The sequence below is a fragment of the Acinetobacter guillouiae CIP 63.46 genome (assembly GCF_000368145.1).
Classification (GTDB): Bacteria; Pseudomonadota; Gammaproteobacteria; order Pseudomonadales; family Moraxellaceae; genus Acinetobacter; species Acinetobacter guillouiae.
Window position 1 is genome coordinate 21439 of the sequence record NZ_KB849281.1, and the last position, 22087, is coordinate 43525.

Annotated in this window: 17 protein-coding genes and 1 pseudogene; 9 read left to right on the plus strand and 9 right to left on the minus strand. The window is 37.6% G+C overall.

Features of this window, described 5'->3' with window-relative positions; translation table 11 throughout:
• Positions 1 to 3 precede the first annotated feature (3 nt).
• The 3 genes and pseudogenes from F981_RS24400 to F981_RS00120 all read left to right on the plus strand — a co-directional run bounded on the left by F981_RS24400 (position 4) and on the right by F981_RS00120 (position 6628).
• Positions 4 to 2865: pseudogene (locus F981_RS24400) on the plus strand (sensor domain-containing protein).
• A gap of 137 nt (positions 2866 to 3002) precedes the next feature.
• Positions 3003 to 5273 carry an NADP-dependent malic enzyme gene (locus tag F981_RS00115; protein ID WP_004717035.1) on the plus strand — a complete coding sequence of 757 codons (2271 nt, stop codon included), beginning with the start codon at positions 3003 to 3005 and terminating at the stop codon, positions 5271 to 5273.
• 113 nt (positions 5274 to 5386) lie between these two features.
• Positions 5387 to 6628 (plus strand): multifunctional CCA addition/repair protein, encoded by a 1242-nt coding sequence (locus F981_RS00120; RefSeq protein ID WP_004717038.1) that lies wholly within the window; start codon positions 5387 to 5389, stop codon positions 6626 to 6628.
• 49 nt (positions 6629 to 6677) lie between these two features.
• Here F981_RS00120 and F981_RS00125 read toward each other — a convergent pair whose 3' ends face one another.
• The 5 genes from F981_RS00125 to sthA all read right to left on the minus strand — a co-directional run bounded on the left by F981_RS00125 (position 6678) and on the right by sthA (position 11214).
• The gene (locus F981_RS00125) at positions 6678 to 7019 is read right to left on the minus strand and encodes a hypothetical protein (RefSeq protein WP_004717040.1); all 342 of its coding nucleotides are present in this window, start codon (positions 7017 to 7019) and stop codon (positions 6678 to 6680) included.
• A 30-nt stretch (positions 7020 to 7049) separates the two neighbouring features.
• A complete protein-coding gene (locus F981_RS00130; protein ID WP_004717043.1) occupies positions 7050 to 7520 on the minus strand; it encodes a hypothetical protein in 471 nt (156 codons plus the stop codon).
• Positions 7521 to 7619: 99 nt separating this feature from the next.
• Positions 7620 to 8594, minus strand: a complete 975-nt coding sequence (gene epmA / locus F981_RS00135) for an EF-P lysine aminoacylase EpmA (RefSeq protein WP_004717044.1) — start codon at positions 8592 to 8594, stop codon at positions 7620 to 7622.
• The gene (locus F981_RS00140) at positions 8591 to 9658 is read right to left on the minus strand and encodes a 4-phosphoerythronate dehydrogenase (protein ID WP_004717045.1); all 1068 of its coding nucleotides are present in this window, start codon (positions 9656 to 9658) and stop codon (positions 8591 to 8593) included. Before F981_RS00140 ends, epmA begins: the two co-directional genes overlap by 4 nt.
• A gap of 140 nt (positions 9659 to 9798) precedes the next feature.
• Positions 9799 to 11214, minus strand: a complete 1416-nt coding sequence (sthA, locus tag F981_RS00145) for a Si-specific NAD(P)(+) transhydrogenase (RefSeq protein ID WP_004717049.1) — start codon at positions 11212 to 11214, stop codon at positions 9799 to 9801.
• Positions 11215 to 11416: 202 nt separating this feature from the next.
• Between sthA and lipA the strand changes: the two genes are divergently transcribed.
• The gene (lipA, locus tag F981_RS00150) at positions 11417 to 12430 is read left to right on the plus strand and encodes a lipoyl synthase (protein ID WP_004717052.1); all 1014 of its coding nucleotides are present in this window, start codon (positions 11417 to 11419) and stop codon (positions 12428 to 12430) included.
• Between the two features lie 74 nt (positions 12431 to 12504).
• Here the strand turns inward: lipA and F981_RS00155 are convergent, their stop codons facing one another.
• Positions 12505 to 12924, minus strand: coding sequence for a hypothetical protein (locus F981_RS00155; RefSeq protein WP_004717054.1), 420 nt, complete (start codon positions 12922 to 12924; stop codon positions 12505 to 12507).
• Between the two features lie 264 nt (positions 12925 to 13188).
• Complete coding sequence (locus F981_RS00160; protein WP_228129003.1) at positions 13189 to 13617, minus strand: hypothetical protein; 429 nt, start codon at positions 13615 to 13617, stop codon at positions 13189 to 13191.
• A gap of 621 nt (positions 13618 to 14238) precedes the next feature.
• On the opposite strand from F981_RS00160, the gene uraH reads away from it, so the two are divergent.
• Complete coding sequence (gene uraH, locus F981_RS00165; RefSeq protein WP_004717057.1) at positions 14239 to 14640, plus strand: hydroxyisourate hydrolase; 402 nt, start codon at positions 14239 to 14241, stop codon at positions 14638 to 14640.
• 77 nt (positions 14641 to 14717) lie between these two features.
• On the opposite strand, the gene F981_RS00170 is transcribed toward uraH, so the two are convergent.
• A complete protein-coding gene (locus F981_RS00170; RefSeq protein WP_004717059.1) occupies positions 14718 to 16421 on the minus strand; it encodes a M61 family metallopeptidase in 1704 nt (567 codons plus the stop codon).
• 178 nt (positions 16422 to 16599) lie between these two features.
• Here F981_RS00170 and F981_RS00175 point away from each other — a divergent pair, with 178 nt between their 5' ends.
• From F981_RS00175 to F981_RS00190, 4 genes are all read left to right on the plus strand, one after another.
• Positions 16600 to 17868 (plus strand): D-alanyl-D-alanine carboxypeptidase PBP6B, encoded by a 1269-nt coding sequence (locus tag F981_RS00175; RefSeq protein ID WP_016539611.1) that lies wholly within the window; start codon positions 16600 to 16602, stop codon positions 17866 to 17868.
• Between the two features lie 127 nt (positions 17869 to 17995).
• The gene (locus F981_RS00180) at positions 17996 to 19282 is read left to right on the plus strand and encodes an NAD(P)/FAD-dependent oxidoreductase (RefSeq protein ID WP_004717064.1); all 1287 of its coding nucleotides are present in this window, start codon (positions 17996 to 17998) and stop codon (positions 19280 to 19282) included.
• Between the two features lie 143 nt (positions 19283 to 19425).
• The gene (locus F981_RS00185) at positions 19426 to 19908 is read left to right on the plus strand and encodes an FKBP-type peptidyl-prolyl cis-trans isomerase (protein WP_004717066.1); all 483 of its coding nucleotides are present in this window, start codon (positions 19426 to 19428) and stop codon (positions 19906 to 19908) included.
• Positions 19909 to 20017: 109 nt separating this feature from the next.
• Positions 20018 to 21454, plus strand: coding sequence for a cryptochrome/photolyase family protein (locus tag F981_RS00190; RefSeq protein WP_004717068.1), 1437 nt, complete (start codon positions 20018 to 20020; stop codon positions 21452 to 21454).
• Between the two features lie 31 nt (positions 21455 to 21485).
• Here the strand turns inward: F981_RS00190 and F981_RS00195 are convergent, their stop codons facing one another.
• Entirely contained in the window at positions 21486 to 21965 is a 480-nt protein-coding gene (locus F981_RS00195; protein ID WP_004717071.1) for a hypothetical protein, read from the minus strand.
• Between the last annotated feature and the right edge of the window lie 122 nt (positions 21966 to 22087).

Here is a 22087-nt window from a genome sequence, read left to right on the forward strand (position 1 = left end):
CTAATGAATGATGTTCAGGAAGAGCTTCTTTCATATGATGTGAATTCGTCGAACATCAGAAAGATAACCAAAGATATCCGGATATTTTTTATCTGGGTATTTTTTACGTGTATCTGTGACGCTTTAATCTATATTTACTTATTTAATACTTCTTCTGAATTATTAAGTGGTTGGTTTATTCTGACTATTTTATTTATATTATCGGGATTTTTTTCTTCTACCTATCTTTTACAGCAAAATAAAGTCCAAGAATTTAAACATCTTGATCTTTTTTTTCAGTTTTCTTGTTTGATCTTAGGAAGCTTATTTGGGATTGGCGTTTATATCATCAATTTAGAATTTATGATGATGCCAAATGTGGTTGACCCATTTTTTTCATTTCTATTATCTAGCTTTTTACTGAGTTTTTCATATGTTTTAGCAATGAATTTTCTCAATCAAAGATTTAGCTATTTTATTGCTTTATTTGTGCCTTCTGCGATTCCGGTGCTCACGCTCCCCCTGCTTTTTCCTCAAAATACCAACGAAATCTATAGCACTATTTTCATTGTTTGGTTCTCTTTATTATTCTTTAGCACTTATGCTTCACATAAAATTTATATTAATTCTGAAATATTAGACCTGAAAAATAAGTTTTTATTTAAGCAATCACAAGAACAACTTGCAAATTATAAAGGCTTAGAAATACAACTCAAAAATGAAATCTCAAAAACACAGGTCATGAAAAGTGAATTGCAGTTACATAATCATTTATTAGAACAAAAAGTAAAAGAACGAATTTTCGATTTTAAACAGATGAATGACCGTTTAGAAAATCATCAGGCCAACTTAGCTTTTGCCCATGAAACCGCGGGTATTCATTCTTGGGTCTGGAATATTGAAAAAAGAACTTTTGAAATTTCCGACTCAAAAAGCGGTGCAGAATTCAAACAACTTAATCTAAAACACAATAGCGTAGATGAATATGTTCATCCTGATGATATTGTCAATTATAAAACCATCCTGAAACAACATCTCAAAGGCAAAACTGAGCGCTTTGAGGCAATCTACCGTGTTAAGCGAGATGGTCAATGGTGCTGGATTCAAGACATTGGCAAAGTGGTTTCTAAGAACATCAATAACAAACCGCTCAGAATGGTGGGAATCCAACGCGACATTCAAAAAGAAAAGACTGACCAAGAAAAGCTAAAACTCGCAGCAAATGTATTAGCACAAGTGGCTGAAGGTGTTTTCATTTTAGATAATAATTTATGCTACTTAGAAGTGAACCCTTAATTTGAAAAGCTCTTAGATTATAAACAACACAATATCGTTGGAAATCATCTATTTGATATCACGATCAATAATAATTCTCGTACCCAACAAATGTATAACGTGATTACCCAAAGTTTAATTCAAAAGGGAGAATTTGAGTCTGAATTACAGATTGATTTTACCTCTGGGAAAAAACTTGCACTCTGGGTACACATCAATGCAATTTATGATGAAAAAAATAAATTTTCCAACTATGTCGGCATTATTACCGATTTAACTGATCGTAAAAAACAAGAACAACGACTCTCGTATTTAGAACATTATGACATCCTGACCGATTTGCCAAATCGCTTTTATTTCAAACAACAACTGCATAATTATTTAATTCACTATTCTGATTCATTTAAAAATTTTGCGGTTTTACGTATCAACATTGACCGTTTTAAATTATTCAATGAATTTATGAGCCATAAAGAAGGTGATGAATTATTAAAACAAGTCGCTCACAGATTAAGATTATGTTGTCCAAATGCCTCTTTGATAGCTTATTTAAATAATGATGATTTTGCAGTGATCTATAATTTAAGCAGCAATAACATCAATATTCATCAACATACACAACATATTTTAGATGCGTTTAAACAACCTTTTGATGTTAAAGAACAAGAACAAACCATCACCATTTCTATTGGCGTTGCGCTATATCCAGAGCATGGCTTACAGCTTGACAGTCTCAATGGTCATGCAGAATCAGCATTACACGAAGCCAAACGTTTAGGCGGAAACACTGTATATTTTTATTCAAACAAAAAAACTCCGTTGCTCAATCAAGGGATCAACTTAGAAAACGAATTAAGAAAAGCCATAAAACATAAAGAACTGACCGTGCATTATCAACCTAAAATCTGTGTTAAAACTCAACGTATTTATGGTTTTGAAGCATTAGTCCGCTGGCAACATCCAACTTTGGGTTATATCTTGCCAGACATTTTTATCCCGCTTGCTGAAGAAACCAGCCTCATTTCAGATATTGGTTTAATTGTATTGCATGAAACCTGTAAGCAAATACAGCAGTGGCAATCCCTTGGTTTTGATCATTTTAGGGTTTCGATCAATATTGTGGCACAACAAATTTACCGCGGACAGTTGGTTAAAGATATCGATTATGCCCTTAAAAAATATAATATTTCAGGTGATATGCTTGAACTGGAACTTACTGAATCTTCTTTGTTTGATAAGTCAGAAGAAGTTAATTTTCTCCTACAACAATTAAAAGATCGCCATATTTCTATTTCTTTGGATGATTTTGGAACAGGCTACTCATCTTTAGCTTATCTAACCAGTTACCCTTTTGATATCTTAAAAATAGATCGTGCTTTTATTTCAAAAATTGGACAAGAAAAAGACGAAGCGATCGTCAATGCAATTATTGCTATGGGCAATGCAATCGGCATTACCTTGGTCGCTGAAGGCGTTGAAACTAAAGAACAAGCGTTATTTTTACAAAAACACGGTTGTTATATTTTACAAGGCTTTTACTTTTCCAAAGCATTGTCATCTGCCGACAGCACAAAATATTTGGAACAGCATAAACTTATAAAGATTTGTTAATTTTTTTAGACTTTATATCTATTACTTTGTTTGAAATAACTATTTTTTGACTGTCGGTATCGCTCAACAAATGTTATATTCGATGAAATTTAGTCAAACCACCAGCCTCGCTGGAACATGTAATAATCGAGATTCAGATGGATGATCAATCTTTAAAACAGCAAGCCCTTTACTATCACGAATTTCCAACACCAGGAAAAATTAGCGTTACGCCAAGTAAGCAACTTGTCAATCAACATGACCTTGCGCTTGCTTACTCACCAGGTGTGGCAGCGCCTTGTTTAGAAATTGAAAAAGACCCTTCAAAAGCAGCGCTTTATACTGCTCGTGGCAACTTGGTTGCAGTGGTCAGTAATGGTACAGCCGTTTTAGGTCTAGGTAATATTGGTCCATTAGCATCTAAGCCTGTAATGGAAGGCAAAGGCGTATTATTTAAAAAGTTTGCTGGTGTAGACGTTTTTGATATTGAAATTGCTGAAAATGATCCTGACAAAATTGTGGATATCGTTGCGGCTTTAGAACCGACTTTTGGTGGTATTAACCTCGAAGATATTAAAGCACCAGAGTGTTTTTATATTGAGCAAAAGCTTCGTGAACGCATGAAAATCCCTGTGTTTCATGATGACCAACACGGTACTTCAATTATCGTAGGTTCAGCCCTTCTCAATGCTTTGCAACTCAATGGCAAAAAAATTGACGAAATCAAAATTGTTGCTTCAGGTGCAGGTGCTGCGGCACTTTCTTGTTTAGACTTGCTATGTGCAATTGGTGCTAAAAAAGAAAATATCGTGGTTGCTGACTCACGCGGTTTATTGACCACTAAACGTGAAGGCTTGGATGAGTCTAAAAAGCGTTATGTGCAAGATATTGAGGGTACTCAACTTGCAGATGTGATTGCAGATGCAGATATGTTCCTTGGCCTTTCTGCGGCAGGCATTTTAACCAAAGAAATGGTTAAAGTTATGGCGGCTGATCCAATCATCTTTGCATTGGCAAACCCAGATCCAGAGATTTTACCTGAACATGCGCATGAAGTACGTCCAGATGTAATCATGGCTACTGGTCGTTCAGATTATCCGAACCAAGTAAACAACGCGCTTTGCTTCCCTTATATCTTCCGTGGTGCGCTAGATGTTGGCGCTACGACGATTAATGAAGAAATGAAAATTGCTTGTGTACATGCAATTGCACGTATGGCACATGTTGAAGCGGATGCCGCATCTTATGGTGAAAAATCTGCATCATTTGGTCGTGATTACTTAATTCCACGTCCACTTGATCAACGCTTAATTCTTGAAATTGCTCCTGCTGTTGCACAAGCTGCAATGGATTCAGGTGTTGCAAGTCGCCCAATTGCGGATTTCTCGGCTTATCGTCAACGTCTATCTGAATTTGTTTATAATTCAGCATTGATGATGAAACCAATTTTTGCACAAGCGAAAACTGCGCCTAAACGTATTGCATATGCTGAAGGTGAAGATCTACGTGTATTGCGTGCGATTCAAATCGCAGTAGATGAAGGTTTGGCACAACCTATTTTGGTCGGTCGTACTGCAGTCATTGAAGCAAATATCAAAAAATTAGGTTTGCGTCTTGAACACGGTGTAAATATTACCATCGTAGATCAAGAAAAGAATCCTGATTACGATAAGTTTGCAGATGACTATTACAACTTGATGCAACGTAAAGGTGTAACGCCTGAGTATGCACAACGTGAAACACGTCGTCGTTCTACCTTAATTGCAGCAATGTTGGTTCGTCATGGTCTTGCAGATGGTATGCTATGCGGTACTTATGCAAGTTATGATATCCATTTAGACTTTGTGAGAAATGTGATTGGTTTAAAAGAAGGTCGTAATAACTTCTTTACGCTTAATGCATTGATGCTTGAAGATCGCAATATCTTTATGGCAGATACATATGTAAATACCAACCCGACTGCTGAACAGCTTGCTGAAATGACTATTTTAGCTGCTGAAGAAGTTCGTCGTTTCGGTATGACGCCAAAAGTTGCATTACTTTCGCATTCTAGCTTTGGTTCAGATCAAAATGATCCAAGTGCACAAAAAATGCGTAAAGTATTTGAAATCTTGACTGAAATCGCACCTGAATTAGAAGTAGATGGCGAAATGCATGCAGATGCTGCACTTGATGAAAATATTCGTCATTTTGCATTCCCAAATTCACGCTTCAAAGGTTCAGCGAACTTGTTGATTATGCCAAATCTTGATGCGGCAAATATTTCATTCAACTTGTTAAAATCAACATCAGGCAATAATGTGACTATTGGTCCTATCTTGCTTGGTGCTGCTAAACCTGTGCATATTTTAACACCTACAGCGACAACACGTCGTTTAGTTAATATGACAGCTTTAACCGTTGCAGAGATTCAACAAGCTGAAGGCTAAACTTGAAGTCAATTTAACATCAATACCGCAGAACTTTAGTCAATCACTCAAGTTCTGTACTTGAGAAAACCTCTATTCTGTTGCATGATGGCAGTAAGAATAGAGGTTTTTTCATGCAAGTTTATTTAGTAGGCGGTGCCGTTAGAGATCATTTACTCGGTCATCCCTATCACGAAAAGGATTATGTTGTTGTTGGCGCTACGCCAGAGCAACTTCTTGCCCAAGGTTATCAACCCGTTGGGAAAGATTTCCCTGTGTTTTTACATCCCAAAACAAAAGAAGAATATGCCCTAGCCCGTACTGAGCGTAAATCAGGACACGGTTATCATGGATTTGAGTTTTTTACCGATCCAGATGTCACCTTAGAAGAGGATTTAATTCGTCGTGACTTAACCATCAATGCCATCGCGATGGATGAAGCAGGTCAAGTGTATGATCCCTATCATGGACAAGATGATTTAGCGCATAAAATCCTACGTCACGTTTCAGACGCTTTTGCAGAAGATCCTTTACGCGTACTGCGTGTGGCTCGTTTTGCTGCTCGTTATGCACAATATGGTTTTCGTATTGCCGATGAAACACTTGCATTGATGCGTCAACTGGCTGAATCTGGTGAGTTAAAAGCACTGACACCTGAACGTGTTTGGAAAGAAACCTCTCGTGCTTTAATGGAACGTCATGCCGATGTTTACTTTGAAGTGTTACGTGAGTGTGGTGCATTAAAAGTACTCTTTCCTGAAATAGATGCCCTGTTTGGCGTTCCACAACGACCTGAATATCATCCTGAGATTGATTGCGGTATTCATACACTGATGTCTTTACAGCAAGCATGCAAAGCCAATTATTCTTTAGATGTTCGTTTTGCAGTATTGGTACATGACTTGGGCAAAGCTTTAACACCGAAAGATGAATTACCTCGTCATATCATGCATGAAGAACGTGGGATTCAGCCTGTCACAGATGTGTGTGATCGTTTACGTGTACCCACTCAAACGAAACAGCTTGCTCTAGCCGTGTGTAAAGAACATTTAAAATGTCATCAGGCTTTTACCTTAAAACCAGGCACCTTATGGCGTTTGTTACAGCGTTTAGATGTGCTGCGTCGTCCTGAGCGTGTTGAAGCTTTTGCGCAAGCCTGTGAATGTGATGCTAAAGGCCGTTTAGGCTTAGAAAATCGCGAATACCCACAAGCGCATTACCTATTAGATGCAATGAAAACTGTACGCACGATTAAAGCATCGGATTTACCCTCAGATATTCAAGGTCCTGATATCGGTGAAATGTTGATTCAAAAACGTATTGAAGCGATTGCTGATTTAAAGCATGAGTTAGGTCATCATCATCATACGGTTTAAAAAAATGCCTCTCAGTAATGAGAGGCGTTTTTTTATAAATTCAAAATGCTTAGCTAAAAGGGTTTGGGGTATTCCACGGCTCATTTCTATAAATAATTTTTCCGTCTTCTACACAGAGTATCCATGTGAAAAAGAATTCTTCACCTAAACCTCGGCTTTCAAAACTTGCTTGAGGTAATAACGGTACAATTTTCACTAATAATTCAAATAGATAAAGTGAATGAACTGCAAAATCTGCTTTTCCCTTGCTAAAAGCATTCAGTAAATCAACATACACATCCTCATGAATAGCATCTTCTTTTAAAATTTCAAGAATTTTCTGCTTATGCTTAGAGATATCAATTTCTTCAAAGTCATTATTGTGTATATGTAATTCTGTATAAAAACTCATAATCGACTCCTTTAATCATTTTACTGATATTTAAATAATCGCAAAATTCTCATTTATCCAAGCTTGTGCTAATTCTTCTGATTCAAATTCTCTGATAGTAGCTTGATCAGAATCTATATAGATGATCTCAAAATACTTAAAAGTATTGTTTTCATAAATAGAGTTGATATGTGAAATTTTATCCCTATCCAATGCTGTATGTATTTCTGTATGGATTAGATCAGACATTTCAAATGCAAATAGCTCTTTGTTTTCGCATTTATATGTATCAGAAATCAAATCAAATTTTGGATATAAACAAATAAAGTTATTCATCCAACTACGCACATCAAGAGTATCTATTGATTTTTTACTCTCTAATCCTCCATTATTTTTAGCCTCTTTTATGCTTGATAATACAAAAAAAGAGGCTAAATTAGAAATTTTCACAACAAAGATATCAAAAATATAATCTGGATTTAAGTAATTTGCATCATCATCTTGTATAAAATATGGTTTCATTCGGTCATTCTTTAATTATTTGTTTTATTCAAATAATCCTATATTAATCAACGCATTATTTCATACCTAATTAAAAGCTAACTAGGCATGCTAAATTAACTACGACACATCCGCAGGAAATGTAATCACCCTTTCCAACTTCATTTGGTTCATCACCACCATTAACAAACGATCAATTCCCAAAGCAATACCCGCACAATCTGACATATTTGGTAAAGCAGCGAGCAAATATTCATCGATTGGCATCACATGTAAACCCAGTTTTTCACGCTCAGTATTATCTGCTTGAAAACGACTACGCAAAACCTCAGCATCAATTAACTCATCATAGGCATTGGCAAGTTCTAACCCTTCAATATAGAGCTCAAAACGTGCAGCAACTAACTCACCGTCCTCATCCAGTTTGGTCTTTGCCAACGAGGCCAATTCTGGGGGGAAATCAGTTAAAAATACCGGCGTATCAAAACCTAAACTTGGCTCAACCATATGAGAAAATAACAAATCAATATAGGCTAAACGATCATCACCCAAATCAAGATTGAGTCCTACACGGTGTGCTGCATCTTTTAATTGTTGCAATGTTGCTTGCAGTGGATTCAAGTCCAAACGATCGATAAATGCATGTTTATAACTGAGTACGGTTGGTCGAACTTCACCAAAACGTTCAGCCAAAACCACATTTAATAAATCAGTGACTTCTAGCATCAAATCTTTCAAGCTGAATTGCGGACGATACCATTCCAACATGGTAAATTCACTATTGTGCTTACGCCCATGTTCATCATCTCGAAAAACTTTACAAATTTGATAAATCGCACCACTACCACTCGCCAATAAACGCTTCATGGCAAACTCTGGTGAAGTTTGTAAATAATGCGTTTGTTTTTTGCCATGTACATGACGCTGAGCCTGTACAGAAGCCAGATGGACATCGGTTACACCTGCTTGAGACAAGATCGGAGTTTCAACCTCTAAAACATCACGCTCAATAAAAAATTGGCGAATTTGTCTATAGAGTTTTGCTCGTGCTTTAAGCGCCTGAATATCACAAGTCGGTTTAAAATCTATGCTCATGCTTTTGGCCCTCCATGCGCAGCCCATTCACGGCGCAAAGGATAAGTTTTACGTAGGTAATCAAAAGCTTTTTGATCCACCTTGCCATCCTTTAAGCAATCTCTTAAATTTTCATCATCTCGCTGAATATTGTAAATTTCAGCTAAGTATTTTTTCAGCGTTTGTTTAATGTTATTGCCATAAAAATATTGTTCACATGCCGGTAATTGTGATTCAAATTTCTTATGTGCGGTATAGGCAAATGTTTTACAAAATGCATCATAAATCATCTGAGTACCGCGTGCTTTACCTTCGAGACTGTAACCCGCAATATGTGGCGTCACGATTGTAATTAAATCCAGTAGACGTTGTGAAATCTCAGGCTCATGTTCAAAAACATCCAACACCACTTTACGACGTGTTTTTAAGATATCTGCCATTAATGCTGCTTCTTCAACAACAGCACCACGCGCTGAATTAATTAAAATGGTCTCTGGCTGCATTAGCGCCAATGCATTAGCATTGATTAAATGATGTGTTGCAAACGGCCCTGTTTGGGTTAAAGGCACATGTATGCTGATCGCATCGGTTTTCTTTAATAAAGCGTCAAATTCAACTTGCTGAACATTTTCTCGTTTTACCAAGGGATCATAGCCAATTACATTCCAGCCCAACAACTGAGCCATATATGCTAATCGTGTTCCCACATTGCCTAGACCAATAATGCCTAAAGTAAACTTTTTCCCTAAATCTAGAAAATCTTGATTGAGATGCAGTAAAGCCGTAATCACATATTCTGCAACGGCTTGTGCATTGCAACCTGCTGCATTTGACCATGCAATTTGATGCTTTTCTAATGCTGGAATATCTAGATGATCTGTACCTATGGTTGCACTACCAACAAATTTTAGTGCTGTATCTTGGACCAACTGTTCAGTGACTTTTGTTATAGAGCGTACCAATAACGCATCTGCATCATTCACATCATGATGAGTCAAATTGCGTCCTGCTGCTTGATGAATGGTTCCGAATTCTGAAAAGAAATATTCAGTAAATGCTAGATTTTCATCTGCAACAATTTTCATAGCGTCATCCACAAGTTTAACTGCCGCTATGATAAACCTTTGAACCACTTAAGACTATGCAGTTCACACATCAAATCTTTTAAATATGGCATAAAAAAACCCGCAAGATGACTTACGGGTTTTTAATTCTGAATATTTGTTTAGAACAAACGATTCATACCATTCAATGTTGCCACACGATAGGCTTCTGCCATTGTTGGATAGTTAAATGTCGTTTCAACAAAATACTTAATGGTATTGTTTCCACTTTGCATCACAGCCTGTCCAATATGGATAATTTCAGCCGCATTATTACCGAAACAATGCACACCTAATAACTCTAAGGTATCACGATGGAATAACAGTTTAAGTTCACCAACTGTATCCCCTGTAATTTGCGCACGTGCCAAATGACGGAATGATGCTTGTCCAACTTCATATGGAATTTTTTCAGCAGTTAACTGACTTTCAGTTTTACCAAAGAATGAAATTTCAGGGATGGTATAAATCCCCGTTGGAATATCTTTCACTGGTTTAACATTTTCTTCGCCGCTCATATTTGAACCAGCGCAACGACCTTGGTCATATGCTGCAGAAGCAAGGGATGGCCAACCCACAACATCACCTGCTGCATAGATATTTTCAACTTCGGTTTGATATTGATCATTTACCGCAAGTTGCCCACGGCTGTTTGGTGTAATACCTACATTTTCAAGACCTAAACCATCGGTATTTCCTGAACGGCCATTACACCAAAGAATGGCATCAGCTTTAATTTTTTTACCACTTTGCAAATACAAGACCACATGATCATCAAACGTTTCTAAATGATCAATTTGCTCATTGTGACGCATCAACACGCCTTGTTCACGTAAGTGATAAGACAACGCATCTGCAATTTCATCATCGAGATAACTGAGCAGCTGATGCTGTGTATTGATCAAGTCAACTTTATGGTCTAAACCAATAAAGATAGATGCATATTCACAACCAATTACACCTGCGCCATAAATAATAATTTTATGAATTGGGTAATCCAAATCTAAAATTTTATCTGAATCAAATACACGCGGATGGTTAAAGTCTAAACCTTGCGGGTGATAAGGACGGCTACCTGTGGCAACCACAAGCTGTTTGAAAACTAAAGTTTCTTTAACACCATCTTCGCTAAAAATAATCACCGTATTTTTATCTTGGATATATGCACGACCATGAAATACATCGATATGGTTACGGTCATAAAAACGTGAATGTGTATCAACTTGCTGTTGAATCACTTTATGCGCATTACGTAAAACTTGCTTCATAGTGAATTGTTTCCAATCCCCTACTTTTTTAAACATTGGATCACGTTGGTAACGGATAATACTTGAAACTGTCTGACGTAAAGCCTTACTTGGGATGGTGCCGACATGGGTACAGTTACCACCAAGTTGCTCACGAATATCTACAATTGCAACACGCTTACCCGATTTAGCAAGCTTCATTGCCGCGCCTTCACCAGCAGGACCAGAGCCAAGTACGACCGCATCGTATTTCACAAATTTCCCACTAACGACTTCTTTCTTACGTGGCATTCAAAGCTCCTTATAGTAAATTCAGTCTATCTCTTGTCTTATGCGATATTATGACCTAAACCAAAACAATTTTCTGTATTTCGCATGCATATATTCTGTGATAACGACATTTAGTATATGAATAGTGTTTTTGCCCTATCTTTTTGCATTTCCGCTATAATGAGCATAATCTCCCCCGTAGAAAACAGTGGAAAAGTTGAATATGTCAGAGAACCGTAAACCAGAACAGGGTGTCAAATTACGTGGCGCGGAAAAAGTTGCTCGTATACCTGTAAAAGTTATTCCCACGGTTGAAGCACCACGAAAGCCGGACTGGATTCGTGTCAAAATGGCTGCGCCTGATGAAGTTCAACGAATCAAAACCACTTTACGTGCACAAAAATTACATACTGTGTGTGAAGAAGCAGCTTGTCCTAACCTTCCAGAATGTTTCGGTGGTGGTACTGCAACCTTTATGATCATGGGTGATATTTGTACCCGTCGCTGCCCGTTCTGCGATGTTGCACATGGTCGTCCAAATGCACTTGATCCTGATGAACCTCGTCATATGGCAGAAACCATCGCCAATCTTGGTTTAAAGTATGCAGTGATTACCTCTGTAGACCGTGATGATCTTTTAGATGGTGGTGCGCAACATTTTGTTGATTGTATTCAAGAAGCACGTCAACTCAGTCCAAAAACACTATTAGAAATATTGGTTCCAGATTTCCGTGGTCGTATGGATATTGCACTGCGGATCATGACCGAATGTCCACCAGATGTATTTAACCATAACATCGAAACAGTACCTCGCCTCTATAAAGCGATGCGCCCGGGTTCAGACTATCAACATTCTTTAAACTTATTAAAAATGTTTAAAGAATACTGCCCGGATGTGCCAACAAAATGTGGTTTGATGGTGGGTATTGGTGAAACCGAAGAAGAAGTGATTGCCCTGTTAGATGATCTACATGCACACGGTGTTGATTATGTGACAATTGGTCAATACTTACAGCCTTCTAAAGAACATGCACCAATTGACCGTTTTGTTACACCAGAAGAATTTGAGCGTTATACTGCACACGGTCACAAACTTGGTTTCAGAAATATCTGGGCTGCTCCAATGGTTCGTTCAAGCTATTTTGCAGATCGTCAATATTATGGTGAACCTGTTCCAGTGGTACGTCGTAAAGTTGATCCTGCGAAAAAAATTGCGGTACAAGCCATCGAAGCTTAAGTCATTGTTCAAAAAATTTAAGCGTCAAAAAAGCACTCAATATTGAGTGCTTTTTTTACAAATATTTTTGATCTTTAACGACACTTCCCTATAGTTTTACCTTCAACACTACTCATACTGCTTTGTAGTTTCGTCAGTGTAGAGCATTGTAAATTTCCTGAAATCATTGATTTATTTAACCTCAATGTTGACGAAACCTGACCTGCAAGCACATCCCCCTCAACAGAAGAATTGACCAATTTCAATACTTTGGCTGTATTGGCTTGCACATTTCCACTCACTGCAGAATTATTTAAAATCAAACTCCCACCATTGAGTACATTCACATTTCCCTCAACGGATGTACTATTTAAGGTACATGTTGCACCTGCTGGTACAGTTAAGTTTGCCACAGCATTATTGCTGATTGTACTTGAACAATTTGCAGCAAATCCAAGTGGAGCTATGCCTAAACCACATGCAATTGTGAAGAACTTTAAGAAACGCTTTTTCATTGACATTACCCTTTTGTATTATGAATTTAGAATAAATTTATTGTTGGATGATTTTAAAATATACAGTTAGAAAGTTTAATGACAAATATGTTGATTTCTTTTAACTGGGAATCATGAATATAAAAATGGATGACGCTTTAGCTTATTTACCTCGTTTTACTGTTGTTGCAGATTTCGGTTGAAATAAATCATTGCTGATTTATCGACTTAGCGACTTTGACTGATTTCAAAATCAGAAAGTCGCTTAAATTAAAATAAATGTCTTTATTTTACTTTCTGCTTAAGTTCCTCAACGTAGTCTGCGTAATTCAACATTAAGCCCTTTCCAGTTAGATCCTCAGGGAGTAATTTAGTACAAAACCAATTGTCGGTCCAAGTATGATTTTGTGGGAAATATAAGCTTACTAGCTCACCTTTAACTTCTTTTTTGATCTCAGCAATAACCTTCTTTGTTTTTGCTGTCCCCATTTGTTTACTAAGATATTTGAATATCAGCTGTTGCAATTCCTTCTGGTAACGCCCGTGCTGTTGATACCACTGATCATACAAGTGTTGTAGTTCTGGCTCTGTCGATGGATCAAATTTCTTACATGAAGCAAGTGTTTTTGGAAACAAGGCTGGTACATCTAGATAAGCCGTATATAGAAACTGTAGTTTGCCTGTAACGTCTGCACGTGCAACAGATGTCGCCAAGAGTAGAATGCAACACAAAAATATACTTGGCATATTGAAAAGAGATTTTTTCATATTATATTTTCCTTCTCACTGTCGAAGGTATGATTCGCACATCGCGTTAGACCACGACAAAGCACATACAAGACTAGATTTAAGCATTCACTACAAATAATCGGTTAATATTTTATTTATAAAAACTTAACAATAATCTTTGACTATACCATTTAAAAAACCACAAGGCTAAGGTTTGCTTCAGTTTTTTGACTACCTCAAATCACATTATAAATAGTTGTATAAATCGCCAAGAACAGTAGCTAAGTTTAAATCTGACAAAATTTTTATAGGGTAGTTATCCAGTCAAATCAGTTTCTGACTTATGCAAGCATCTAAATAAAATAATCGTTTAAATAAAATACGCATCATTTTTTTAGACAGGCTCGTTTTGAGACCATTTCATTTAGAAATCTCTTAACGATAATGTCTTATCTATTACTTTAATTATCTATCTTATTGTTAAATCAATATTATTTTATTTTTAATACATCGTTAAATTTTAACGATTAATATAATTTTACATTTTTTTAACGGCAATACTTCAACTTGACCTTAACATAGTGATTTTAGTCTTAGTAAAAATTGATGATGAAAAAATTAACTTTAGCTATTTCAGCAACCCTATTTTCTGGGCTTTGTTTTGCCCAAAACCCATTAAGTGTACATGTATTAAATCTTGAAAATGGCTTACCTTCAAGCAATGTTAAAGTCATTCTTGAAGCGCAACAAAAAGATAAATGGGTAAAAATTAATGAGGGAAGCACAGACAGTAATGGGCGAATTTCATCCTTATACCCTGAAAACAAAGTATTAGATAAAGGTGTCTATAAGGTTACTTTTCAAACAGGTGAATGGTTTAAACAAAATAACCAACGTGCGTTTTTCCCAGAAGTTCCTGTGGTTTTTGTGATTGATGGAAGTCTTGAACATTACCATATTCCTCTCTTGATTAGCCCTTATGGATATTCAACATATCGTGGTAATTGATTGATCATACCAAGTTAAATTTTAGGCGTAAAAAAACCGATGTGTTTTAACATCGGTTTTTTGGGTACACAACTTAATTAAGCCTTTAACCATTTCTCAGCTTTGGCTTGATCTAATACAGTTAACTCAACCGTAGTCAACGCTACTTCGCCGCCTTGCAACTCAAATTGTAAAAACTCATCACGACGGAATGCATAAACCGTAAAGTGACCTTGCTGTTTTGCATATTGGATTAAAAGTTTTTCAGACGCTTTTAAACCATCAATCGCAATGATCACATCATTGGCAGACAGCCCCGCTTTAGCACCAACACCATCACGACGCGCTTGCTGAATGACGACACCCTCAGCTTTTTCAGCAACTTTCAAACCAAATGGAAGTGCTTTTTCATTTTGCAAGCTATAGCTCAAACCAAATTCAGGGAACAATTGATCCAGTGGTAATTCATCTGTGGTATTAATCAAATGATTAATCTGTTCGATCCAATTATCGCCAGTCAGTTCATTACACAGTTCGACAATCGTACGCTCATTGACTTGTATGCCCTTTTGGGTATTTTCATACAAACGGCGCATTAAGGCATCCAAACTAGAACCACGTAAACGTAGACCTAAATCTAAACTGAGTGCAACCAAACAGCCTTTATTGTAATAACTGGTTCCAGCATTATTTGAGTTTTCATCCTGACGGTAAAATTTAATCCAAGCATCAAAACTAGACTCTGAAACAGATTGAATAAAACGTCCTGGATTTTGTAGATAACGATCAATTTGCCCTTTTAACAACTTTAAATAAGATGCTTGAGAAATCACGCCACTGCGATACAGAATCAAATCATCGTAATAAGAGGTGAAACCTTCAAAAATCCATAACAGTGAGGTATAGCCTTCCTGATCCAAATCATAATTTGCAAAATTTTCGGGGCGGATAAATTTAACCAACCACGAATGAAAATATTCATGACTACACAACCCAAGGAAGCGTTGATAATCCGCAGAAGGCTCTACAGGTTCATTTGCTTTAGGAAAATCATCACGTGGCGAAATCAGGCTAGTACTATTAGGATGCTCTAAACCACCATAACTATTGCCAGTTGCCATAGTCATAAAAGTATAGTTTTCAAAAGGCGCTGAACCAAACATTGAAATTTCTGTACTACAGATTTTTTCAAGGTCTTGCTTCATACGCGCTGCATTCATTGTATGCTGACCAGAAACCACAAATTCATGTGGAATCCCGTTCGCTTCAAAACTAAAACGGGTTTGATCCGCCAATTCAAATGGTGCATCAATCAATTGTGCATAATTGTTGGCTTTTAAGGTATAGCGCCCTTTCACCAAGCTTCTTGATTCTAAACCTGTGGCAATTTGAAAATGCTTTAATTCTTCCGGTAAAAATACTTCAACTTCGATTGCTGATTCTTCTTGGTCTTGTAGCCCTAGGCAGACACAAGCAGGATTGACATATAAACGGGTTTGATCGACATACGCGCCACGTACCGAAAGGTCATAGGCATAAACATCATATTCAACAGTAATCAGTTCATGGTCGGTGTTATATAAACGCCATTTATTTTTTTCAAACTTATTAATTTGCAGCTGACGACCCGCTTCATCATAGGCTTTCACAGATTCGATATGTTTAGAAAATTCACGGATCAAATAGCTACCAGGAATCCATGTAGGAAGTGACAAAACTTGAGTAGGGTTCGCCAGAAAGCGCAATGTGACATGAATGAGGTGCTGACGGTAATCGTCAAATTCAATCTGATAATGCAACATAAATATATATTCGAAAATAGACAGTGAGAAATTACCAATTAGATTAGCATTTTTTTACAAAGTCAGGCGATTTTAGTCGCAATTGTCTACGATTCTGACTAGCGAAGAGTGCAAAAAAGGCATAGCATTCGCAAAGTTTATGCACTCTTGCCATAGGATTGGCTTAAAGGTAAATCTGTTGAAAATTCTTGCTTCTTTTATCGCGATAACTGGCTTGGTTTGCTCCACGTTTGTTAACGCCGCTTTACTTAATATTAATCCGCAATCTGTTGAAGCTGAAGCTTGGACAATATTAGATACGCAATCGGGTCAAACCATTGCTGAATATAATAGTCATGTACAGCGCGCACCAGCATCCATGACCAAAATGATGGTCGCTTATATTGCGTTGAAAGAACTCAAAGCGGGTCATATCAAAAAAGAAGAGATTATTACTGCAACCCCTGTGGTTCAGATGGTGCAATGGGATGAATCTCAAATGTACCTAAAGCAAGGTGAGCAAATCTCAATTGACCAACTTCTTGCTGGATTGATTGTGATGTCTGCCAATGATGCAGCAGTAACACTGGCAGAACGTATCTCAGGTAGCGTACCTGCATTTGTTGCTCGTATGAATCAAGAAGCACAAGCCTTGGGAATGAAGGATACTCATTTTGCCAACCCTCCCGGTATTACCATGCCTGATCATTTTTCGTCAGCTCATGATATGGCGATCTTAGGTCAAGCAGTGACATCACAAACCCCTGAATATATGCATTATTCAGTGATGCCAAGTTTTAGTTATAACCAACATTTTCATCATGCTACCAATCTCGTTTTAAAGTCTGATCCAAGTGTAGATGGCTTAAAAACAGGTTTTACCAAAGCAGCCGGTTATAACTTAGCACTGACAGCGCATCGTCCTTCTGCTATTACAGAGTCTCCTGATCGTCGTTTAATTGTGGTGGTAATGGGTGCAAAAAGTGCTGTTAAACGCGCGGAAATTGCACATAAATTGTTAAACTTGGGCTATGCCTACACCCGTGATGAAGTCGCAATTAAAGACAAACAGCTGATTGCTGAGCTTCCTGTAGTTAAATCCACCTTGAAAATGTTTAAGGTTGAAGCAAAAAAACCTCAACTCATAACCACATCTTTATATAACGATGCGACACCAATTGATTTAGCGACTTTTGATGTTGTAAATAGCCGTATTATGAAAACTGAAGCAAATGGTTTATTGGCAACAGTTGAACCGCTTACAACAACTCAAACCCATTTGAATGTTGAACTGAATGAGACATCACTTACCGCGCCTTTAGAAAAGATCATGCATTTGGCAAAAGTGAATGTTTACCAAAACAATCAACTGATTCAAAGTTTTGATATTGAAGATGAAGTGCATATCGAACAAGCCTCTTGGTTTGAACGTTTAATGGAATGGATCAAGTCAATTTTTGGAATTTAATTAAAACCAACCAATTTACTTAGATTTATTATAATTATGTAACCTGTAATACAAAAAAAACCTAAACAATTAAATAGAATGGCATATTTATGCCATTCTATTTTCATAACAACAATTTAGGTTTTCTATGTCAAATCTACATCATATCGTGATTGTTGGTGGTGGCGCTGGTGGTTTAGAACTGGTGACACAACTCGGTGATACGCTTGGAAAGAGTAAAAAAGCCAAAATCACCCTTGTTGACCAAAAACTCACCCATATCTGGAAACCATTGCTGCATGAAATTGCAGCTGGCACCATGAACCCAAGTGATGAAGAAACCAATTACTATGCGCATGCAGCCAAGCATCACTATGAATTTGTCTTGGGCCGTTTTGAACATTTAGATCGTGATAACAAAACCATCGAGCTTAGCAAAACCCAAACCAGTAAATATGAATCCAATCAAGAGCAAATCACACTGCATTATGACACTTTAATTCTGGCCGTCGGCTCAGTCTCCAATGACTTTAATACGCCTGGGGTTAAAGAGTTTTGTCATTATCTCGACAGTCGTCAACAAGCAGAAGTCTTCCAGCAGGACTTACTGCACTTGTATTTAGATGCACAAAATAAAAATATTGATCGTGAATTACACATTGCCGTGATTGGTGCAGGCGCAACAGGTGTTGAACTTTCAGCTGAGTTGGTTCAAGCCAAACAGAACTTTTATAAATATGGTTTAAATAAAATTAACCCAAACAATGTCAAAATTACTTTAGTTGAAGGCGCTGATCGTATCTTACCAGCACTTTCTGAAAAAATGGCAGAGCATGCCACACAGCAATTACAACGAATGAAAATAGATGTATTAACGGGCAAACGTGTTGAAAAAGTAGATGCTGAAAAAGTCTATTTTAGTGATGGCACATCCGTAGAAGCACAATTAAAAGTTTGGGCAGCAGGGATAAAAACCCCTAAAGTAATTGCCAACTTAGCAGGCTTTGAAAAAGATCGTATGGGGCGTTTAAACGTATACGCAACCTTACAGACTCAGGCTGATCCAAACATTTTTGCCTTTGGTGATTGCGCCCACTGTATCTTAGATGCAAGAGAAGCCCCACTTGGTCCACGTGCACAAGTCGCAAGTCAACAAGCTTCGTTTCTTGTAGATGCAATGAATGCACGTATCAAAGGACGACCACAGCCAATGTTCCAGTTCGCAGACAAAGGCTCACTGGTATCACTCAGTGAAAATAAAGCGGTCGGTGAGCTACTTGGTCAGGTCAATGTTCAGGGCTTTGTAGCAAAATCGATGTATGTGTCTTTATATCGTATTCATCAAGCGACGATATATGGCTATGCTCATGCAGGCTTGTTAACGGCTAAAGATTTTGTTACACGAAAAATCGCGCCAAAAATAAAATTGCATTGAAATTTAAATTTTTGCCCATATTTATGAAAAAATGGTCAAAATACAGATGAAAATGCAATTTTTTAGTAATTTTAGTCTACAAAAATTGCTTTTCACTTTATGATGTAGCCTTAAAATTATCGATTACCGAATGGATCAATAACATGACTGCTATTGCAAATAACAACGTGGTTTCTTTCCACTATACGCTGACTAACGCTGAGGGTGAAACTCTCGATAAATCACAAGGTGAACCACTTGCATATTTACATGGCGCAGGTAACATCATTCCTGGTTTAGAAAAAGCTTTAGAAGGTAAAACTGTAGGTGACAAATTTACAGTCACTATCCCAGCTGCTGAAGGTTATGGCGAATACAACCCTGACCTCGTTCAAGAAGTTCCTGCTCAAATGTTCCAAGGTGTTGAGAACATTGAAGCTGGCATGCAGTTCCAAGCTCAAACTGATGATGGTGTTCAAATCGTTACTGTTAAAGCAATCGAAGGTGACAACATCATCGTTGATGCTAACTTCCCATTAGCTGGCCAAGATCTTACTTTTGAAGTTGAAATCGCAGAAGTTCGTGATGCTTCTCCAGAAGAATTAGAGCACGGTCATGTACACGGTGCAGGTGGTCATCACCACTAAGATCTGCTTGATCTTATCGAAAAGGCAAAGTTTTTACTTTGCCTTTTTTATGCGTATTGGTTTAAATTGATGAAAATCTAGTGTGAATGAGCCCATTCCAATCAATCCTATGCAAAAACAACTTCTTTGGTTCCGTCAAGACTTACGTATTCAAGACCATACTGCACTTTGGCATGCGGCGCAAAGCGGCCCTGTGATTGCACTGGTGATTCTTTCGCCTGAACAATGGCGGATGCATGACGATGCACCAATTAAGCTTGATTTTTATTTACGTCAAATTCAAGCCATTCAACAAGAACTTGCTTCCATTCAGATTCCGCTGATTATCCGCACTGTTCCCTTATGGGAAAATATTGCAGCAGAGATCAATCAACTCTGTCACAAACTGAACATTGAAAATGTACACGCCAATATTGAGTGCGGTGTTAATGAATTAAATCGAGATTTCCAAGTTCAAACACAATTGAATCAAAGTAACCGTGATTTGGTTTTATATCATGATCGCACTCTGTTCCCTGTCGGTTCAATTCGCAATAAATCCAATCAACCCTATCAAGTCTTCGGTGCATTTAAAAAATACTGCTATGAACAACTGAGTATTTCGATCCCGCAATGCTTCCCTATCCCAGAGACTCAAGCCTTAAATGATGCAGTAGATGTGGGCGAGTTGAATAACAATAGCCTGCCGACTTTGGCCGAGCTTGGTTTTATATTCGATCCGAATCGGATCGACAAGCAGTGGCAAATTGGCGAACAATATGCTTTAAATGTCTTGGATGATTTTATTGAAAACAAAGTCCATCATTATCAACTCGAACGTGATTTCCCCCAAATTGAAGCCACCAGCCAGCTTTCAGCCTATTTAAATATAGGCATCCTTTCAATTCGACAATGTTTCAATGCCCTCTTTCGAGCACAATTTGGACATTTTTCTATTGATCATGTTGGTCAACAAACATGGCTCGATGAGCTACTTTGGCGTGAGTTCTATCAGCATATCCTGTTTGATTTCCCGCGTGTGTCAAAGCACTTGCCCTTTAAAATGCCAACACAGCAGCTACAATGGCGCGATGCTCCAAATGATTTAATCGCGTGGCAAACAGGTCAGACAGGGATTCCTATCGTCGATGCAGGTATGCGCCAGTTACTTCACACAGGCTGGATGCATAATCGGATCCGTATGGTTGTCGCCATGTTTCTCACCAAGAACCTATTGATTAATTGGCGTTTAGGTGAGCAATGGTTTATGCAACATCTTATTGATGGGGATTTGGCTGCCAATAACGGAGGATGGCAATGGTGTGCATCCACAGGAACAGATTCCGTACCTTATTTCCGTATTTTTAACCCTATCAGCCAATCGCAGAAATTCGATGCACAAGGTGACTACATTCGACAGTGGGTTCCAGAGCTTGCACATTTAGACGCAAAAACCATTCATGAACCTTATGCAAAAAATCCCAATATTGAGCTCAATTATCCAAAGCCAATTGTGGATTTAAAACAAAGTCGTATTAGAGCAATTGAAGCTTTTAAGCAGATTTAAAGTCTCACTTAAAAGCGTTTCAATGGTTTGATTAAATCGCTTGTTGAAACAATTTAAACGGATTTTGAGGATGGTTTTTTGGGCGTTCAATCGATTCAAAATAGCAGTAATATTTAAAGATGCGATCCAAAGAAACATAAAGCACTTTTTGTTCTGAAACTGACCAGATTTGCGCATGGTTAGAACCTGATAAGGTACTTCCACTCAATTGGAACAGATAAAAATCTTGTGTCCGTTGAACTGATTTTTGAGTAGCTTGCGTGTCTGAACTTGATGAAACCTGACTGGATGAATTTAATAATCGACACGGTGTATTAATTAGCCATTTTTCACTAAACCAAAGCTGTAGCAGATCACCCAAATACAGTTTTTTTTCAGTAAATGGCCAAACATCTAAATAGGCTTGTTCAACTTGGATAAAATATTGTTCAGAATCTTGCAGGATTGAAAGGTAGTTTTCTTGGTAGACTGAGAAGTTTTCAAAAATTTGAGAAATAGTAAGCGTATTCATTCGCTGTCTCCTATTTAGCCATTTAGTGCTGGCAAGTTGGTTTTAAATCCACACTGTTTAAGTCAAACTTAAACACTCTTTATGGTTTTAATCTAACAAGACCGTTTCACTATTGCAACTGT

Coding starts and splice junctions, on each gene's coding strand:
- lipA (WP_004717052.1), top strand. CDS start 11,417: ATGTCAGAGAACCGTAAACCAGAACAGGGTGTCAAATTACGTGGCGCG.
- F981_RS00185 (WP_004717066.1), top strand. CDS start 19,426: ATGACTGCTATTGCAAATAACAACGTGGTTTCTTTCCACTATACGCTG.
- F981_RS00155 (WP_004717054.1), bottom strand. CDS start 12,924: ATGAAAAAGCGTTTCTTAAAGTTCTTCACAATTGCATGTGGTTTAGGC.
- F981_RS00180 (WP_004717064.1), top strand. CDS start 17,996: ATGTCAAATCTACATCATATCGTGATTGTTGGTGGTGGCGCTGGTGGT.
- uraH (WP_004717057.1), top strand. CDS start 14,239: ATGATGAAAAAATTAACTTTAGCTATTTCAGCAACCCTATTTTCTGGG.
- F981_RS00125 (WP_004717040.1), bottom strand. CDS start 7,019: ATGAGTTTTTATACAGAATTACATATACACAATAATGACTTTGAAGAA.
- F981_RS00195 (WP_004717071.1), bottom strand. CDS start 21,965: ATGAATACGCTTACTATTTCTCAAATTTTTGAAAACTTCTCAGTCTAC.
- F981_RS00115 (WP_004717035.1), top strand. CDS start 3,003: ATGGATGATCAATCTTTAAAACAGCAAGCCCTTTACTATCACGAATTT.
- F981_RS00140 (WP_004717045.1), bottom strand. CDS start 9,658: ATGAAAATTGTTGCAGATGAAAATCTAGCATTTACTGAATATTTCTTT.
- sthA (WP_004717049.1), bottom strand. CDS start 11,214: ATGCCACGTAAGAAAGAAGTCGTTAGTGGGAAATTTGTGAAATACGAT.
- F981_RS00130 (WP_004717043.1), bottom strand. CDS start 7,520: ATGAAACCATATTTTATACAAGATGATGATGCAAATTACTTAAATCCA.
- F981_RS00120 (WP_004717038.1), top strand. CDS start 5,387: ATGCAAGTTTATTTAGTAGGCGGTGCCGTTAGAGATCATTTACTCGGT.
- epmA (WP_004717044.1), bottom strand. CDS start 8,594: ATGAGCATAGATTTTAAACCGACTTGTGATATTCAGGCGCTTAAAGCA.
- F981_RS00190 (WP_004717068.1), top strand. CDS start 20,018: ATGCAAAAACAACTTCTTTGGTTCCGTCAAGACTTACGTATTCAAGAC.
- F981_RS00170 (WP_004717059.1), bottom strand. CDS start 16,421: ATGTTGCATTATCAGATTGAATTTGACGATTACCGTCAGCACCTCATT.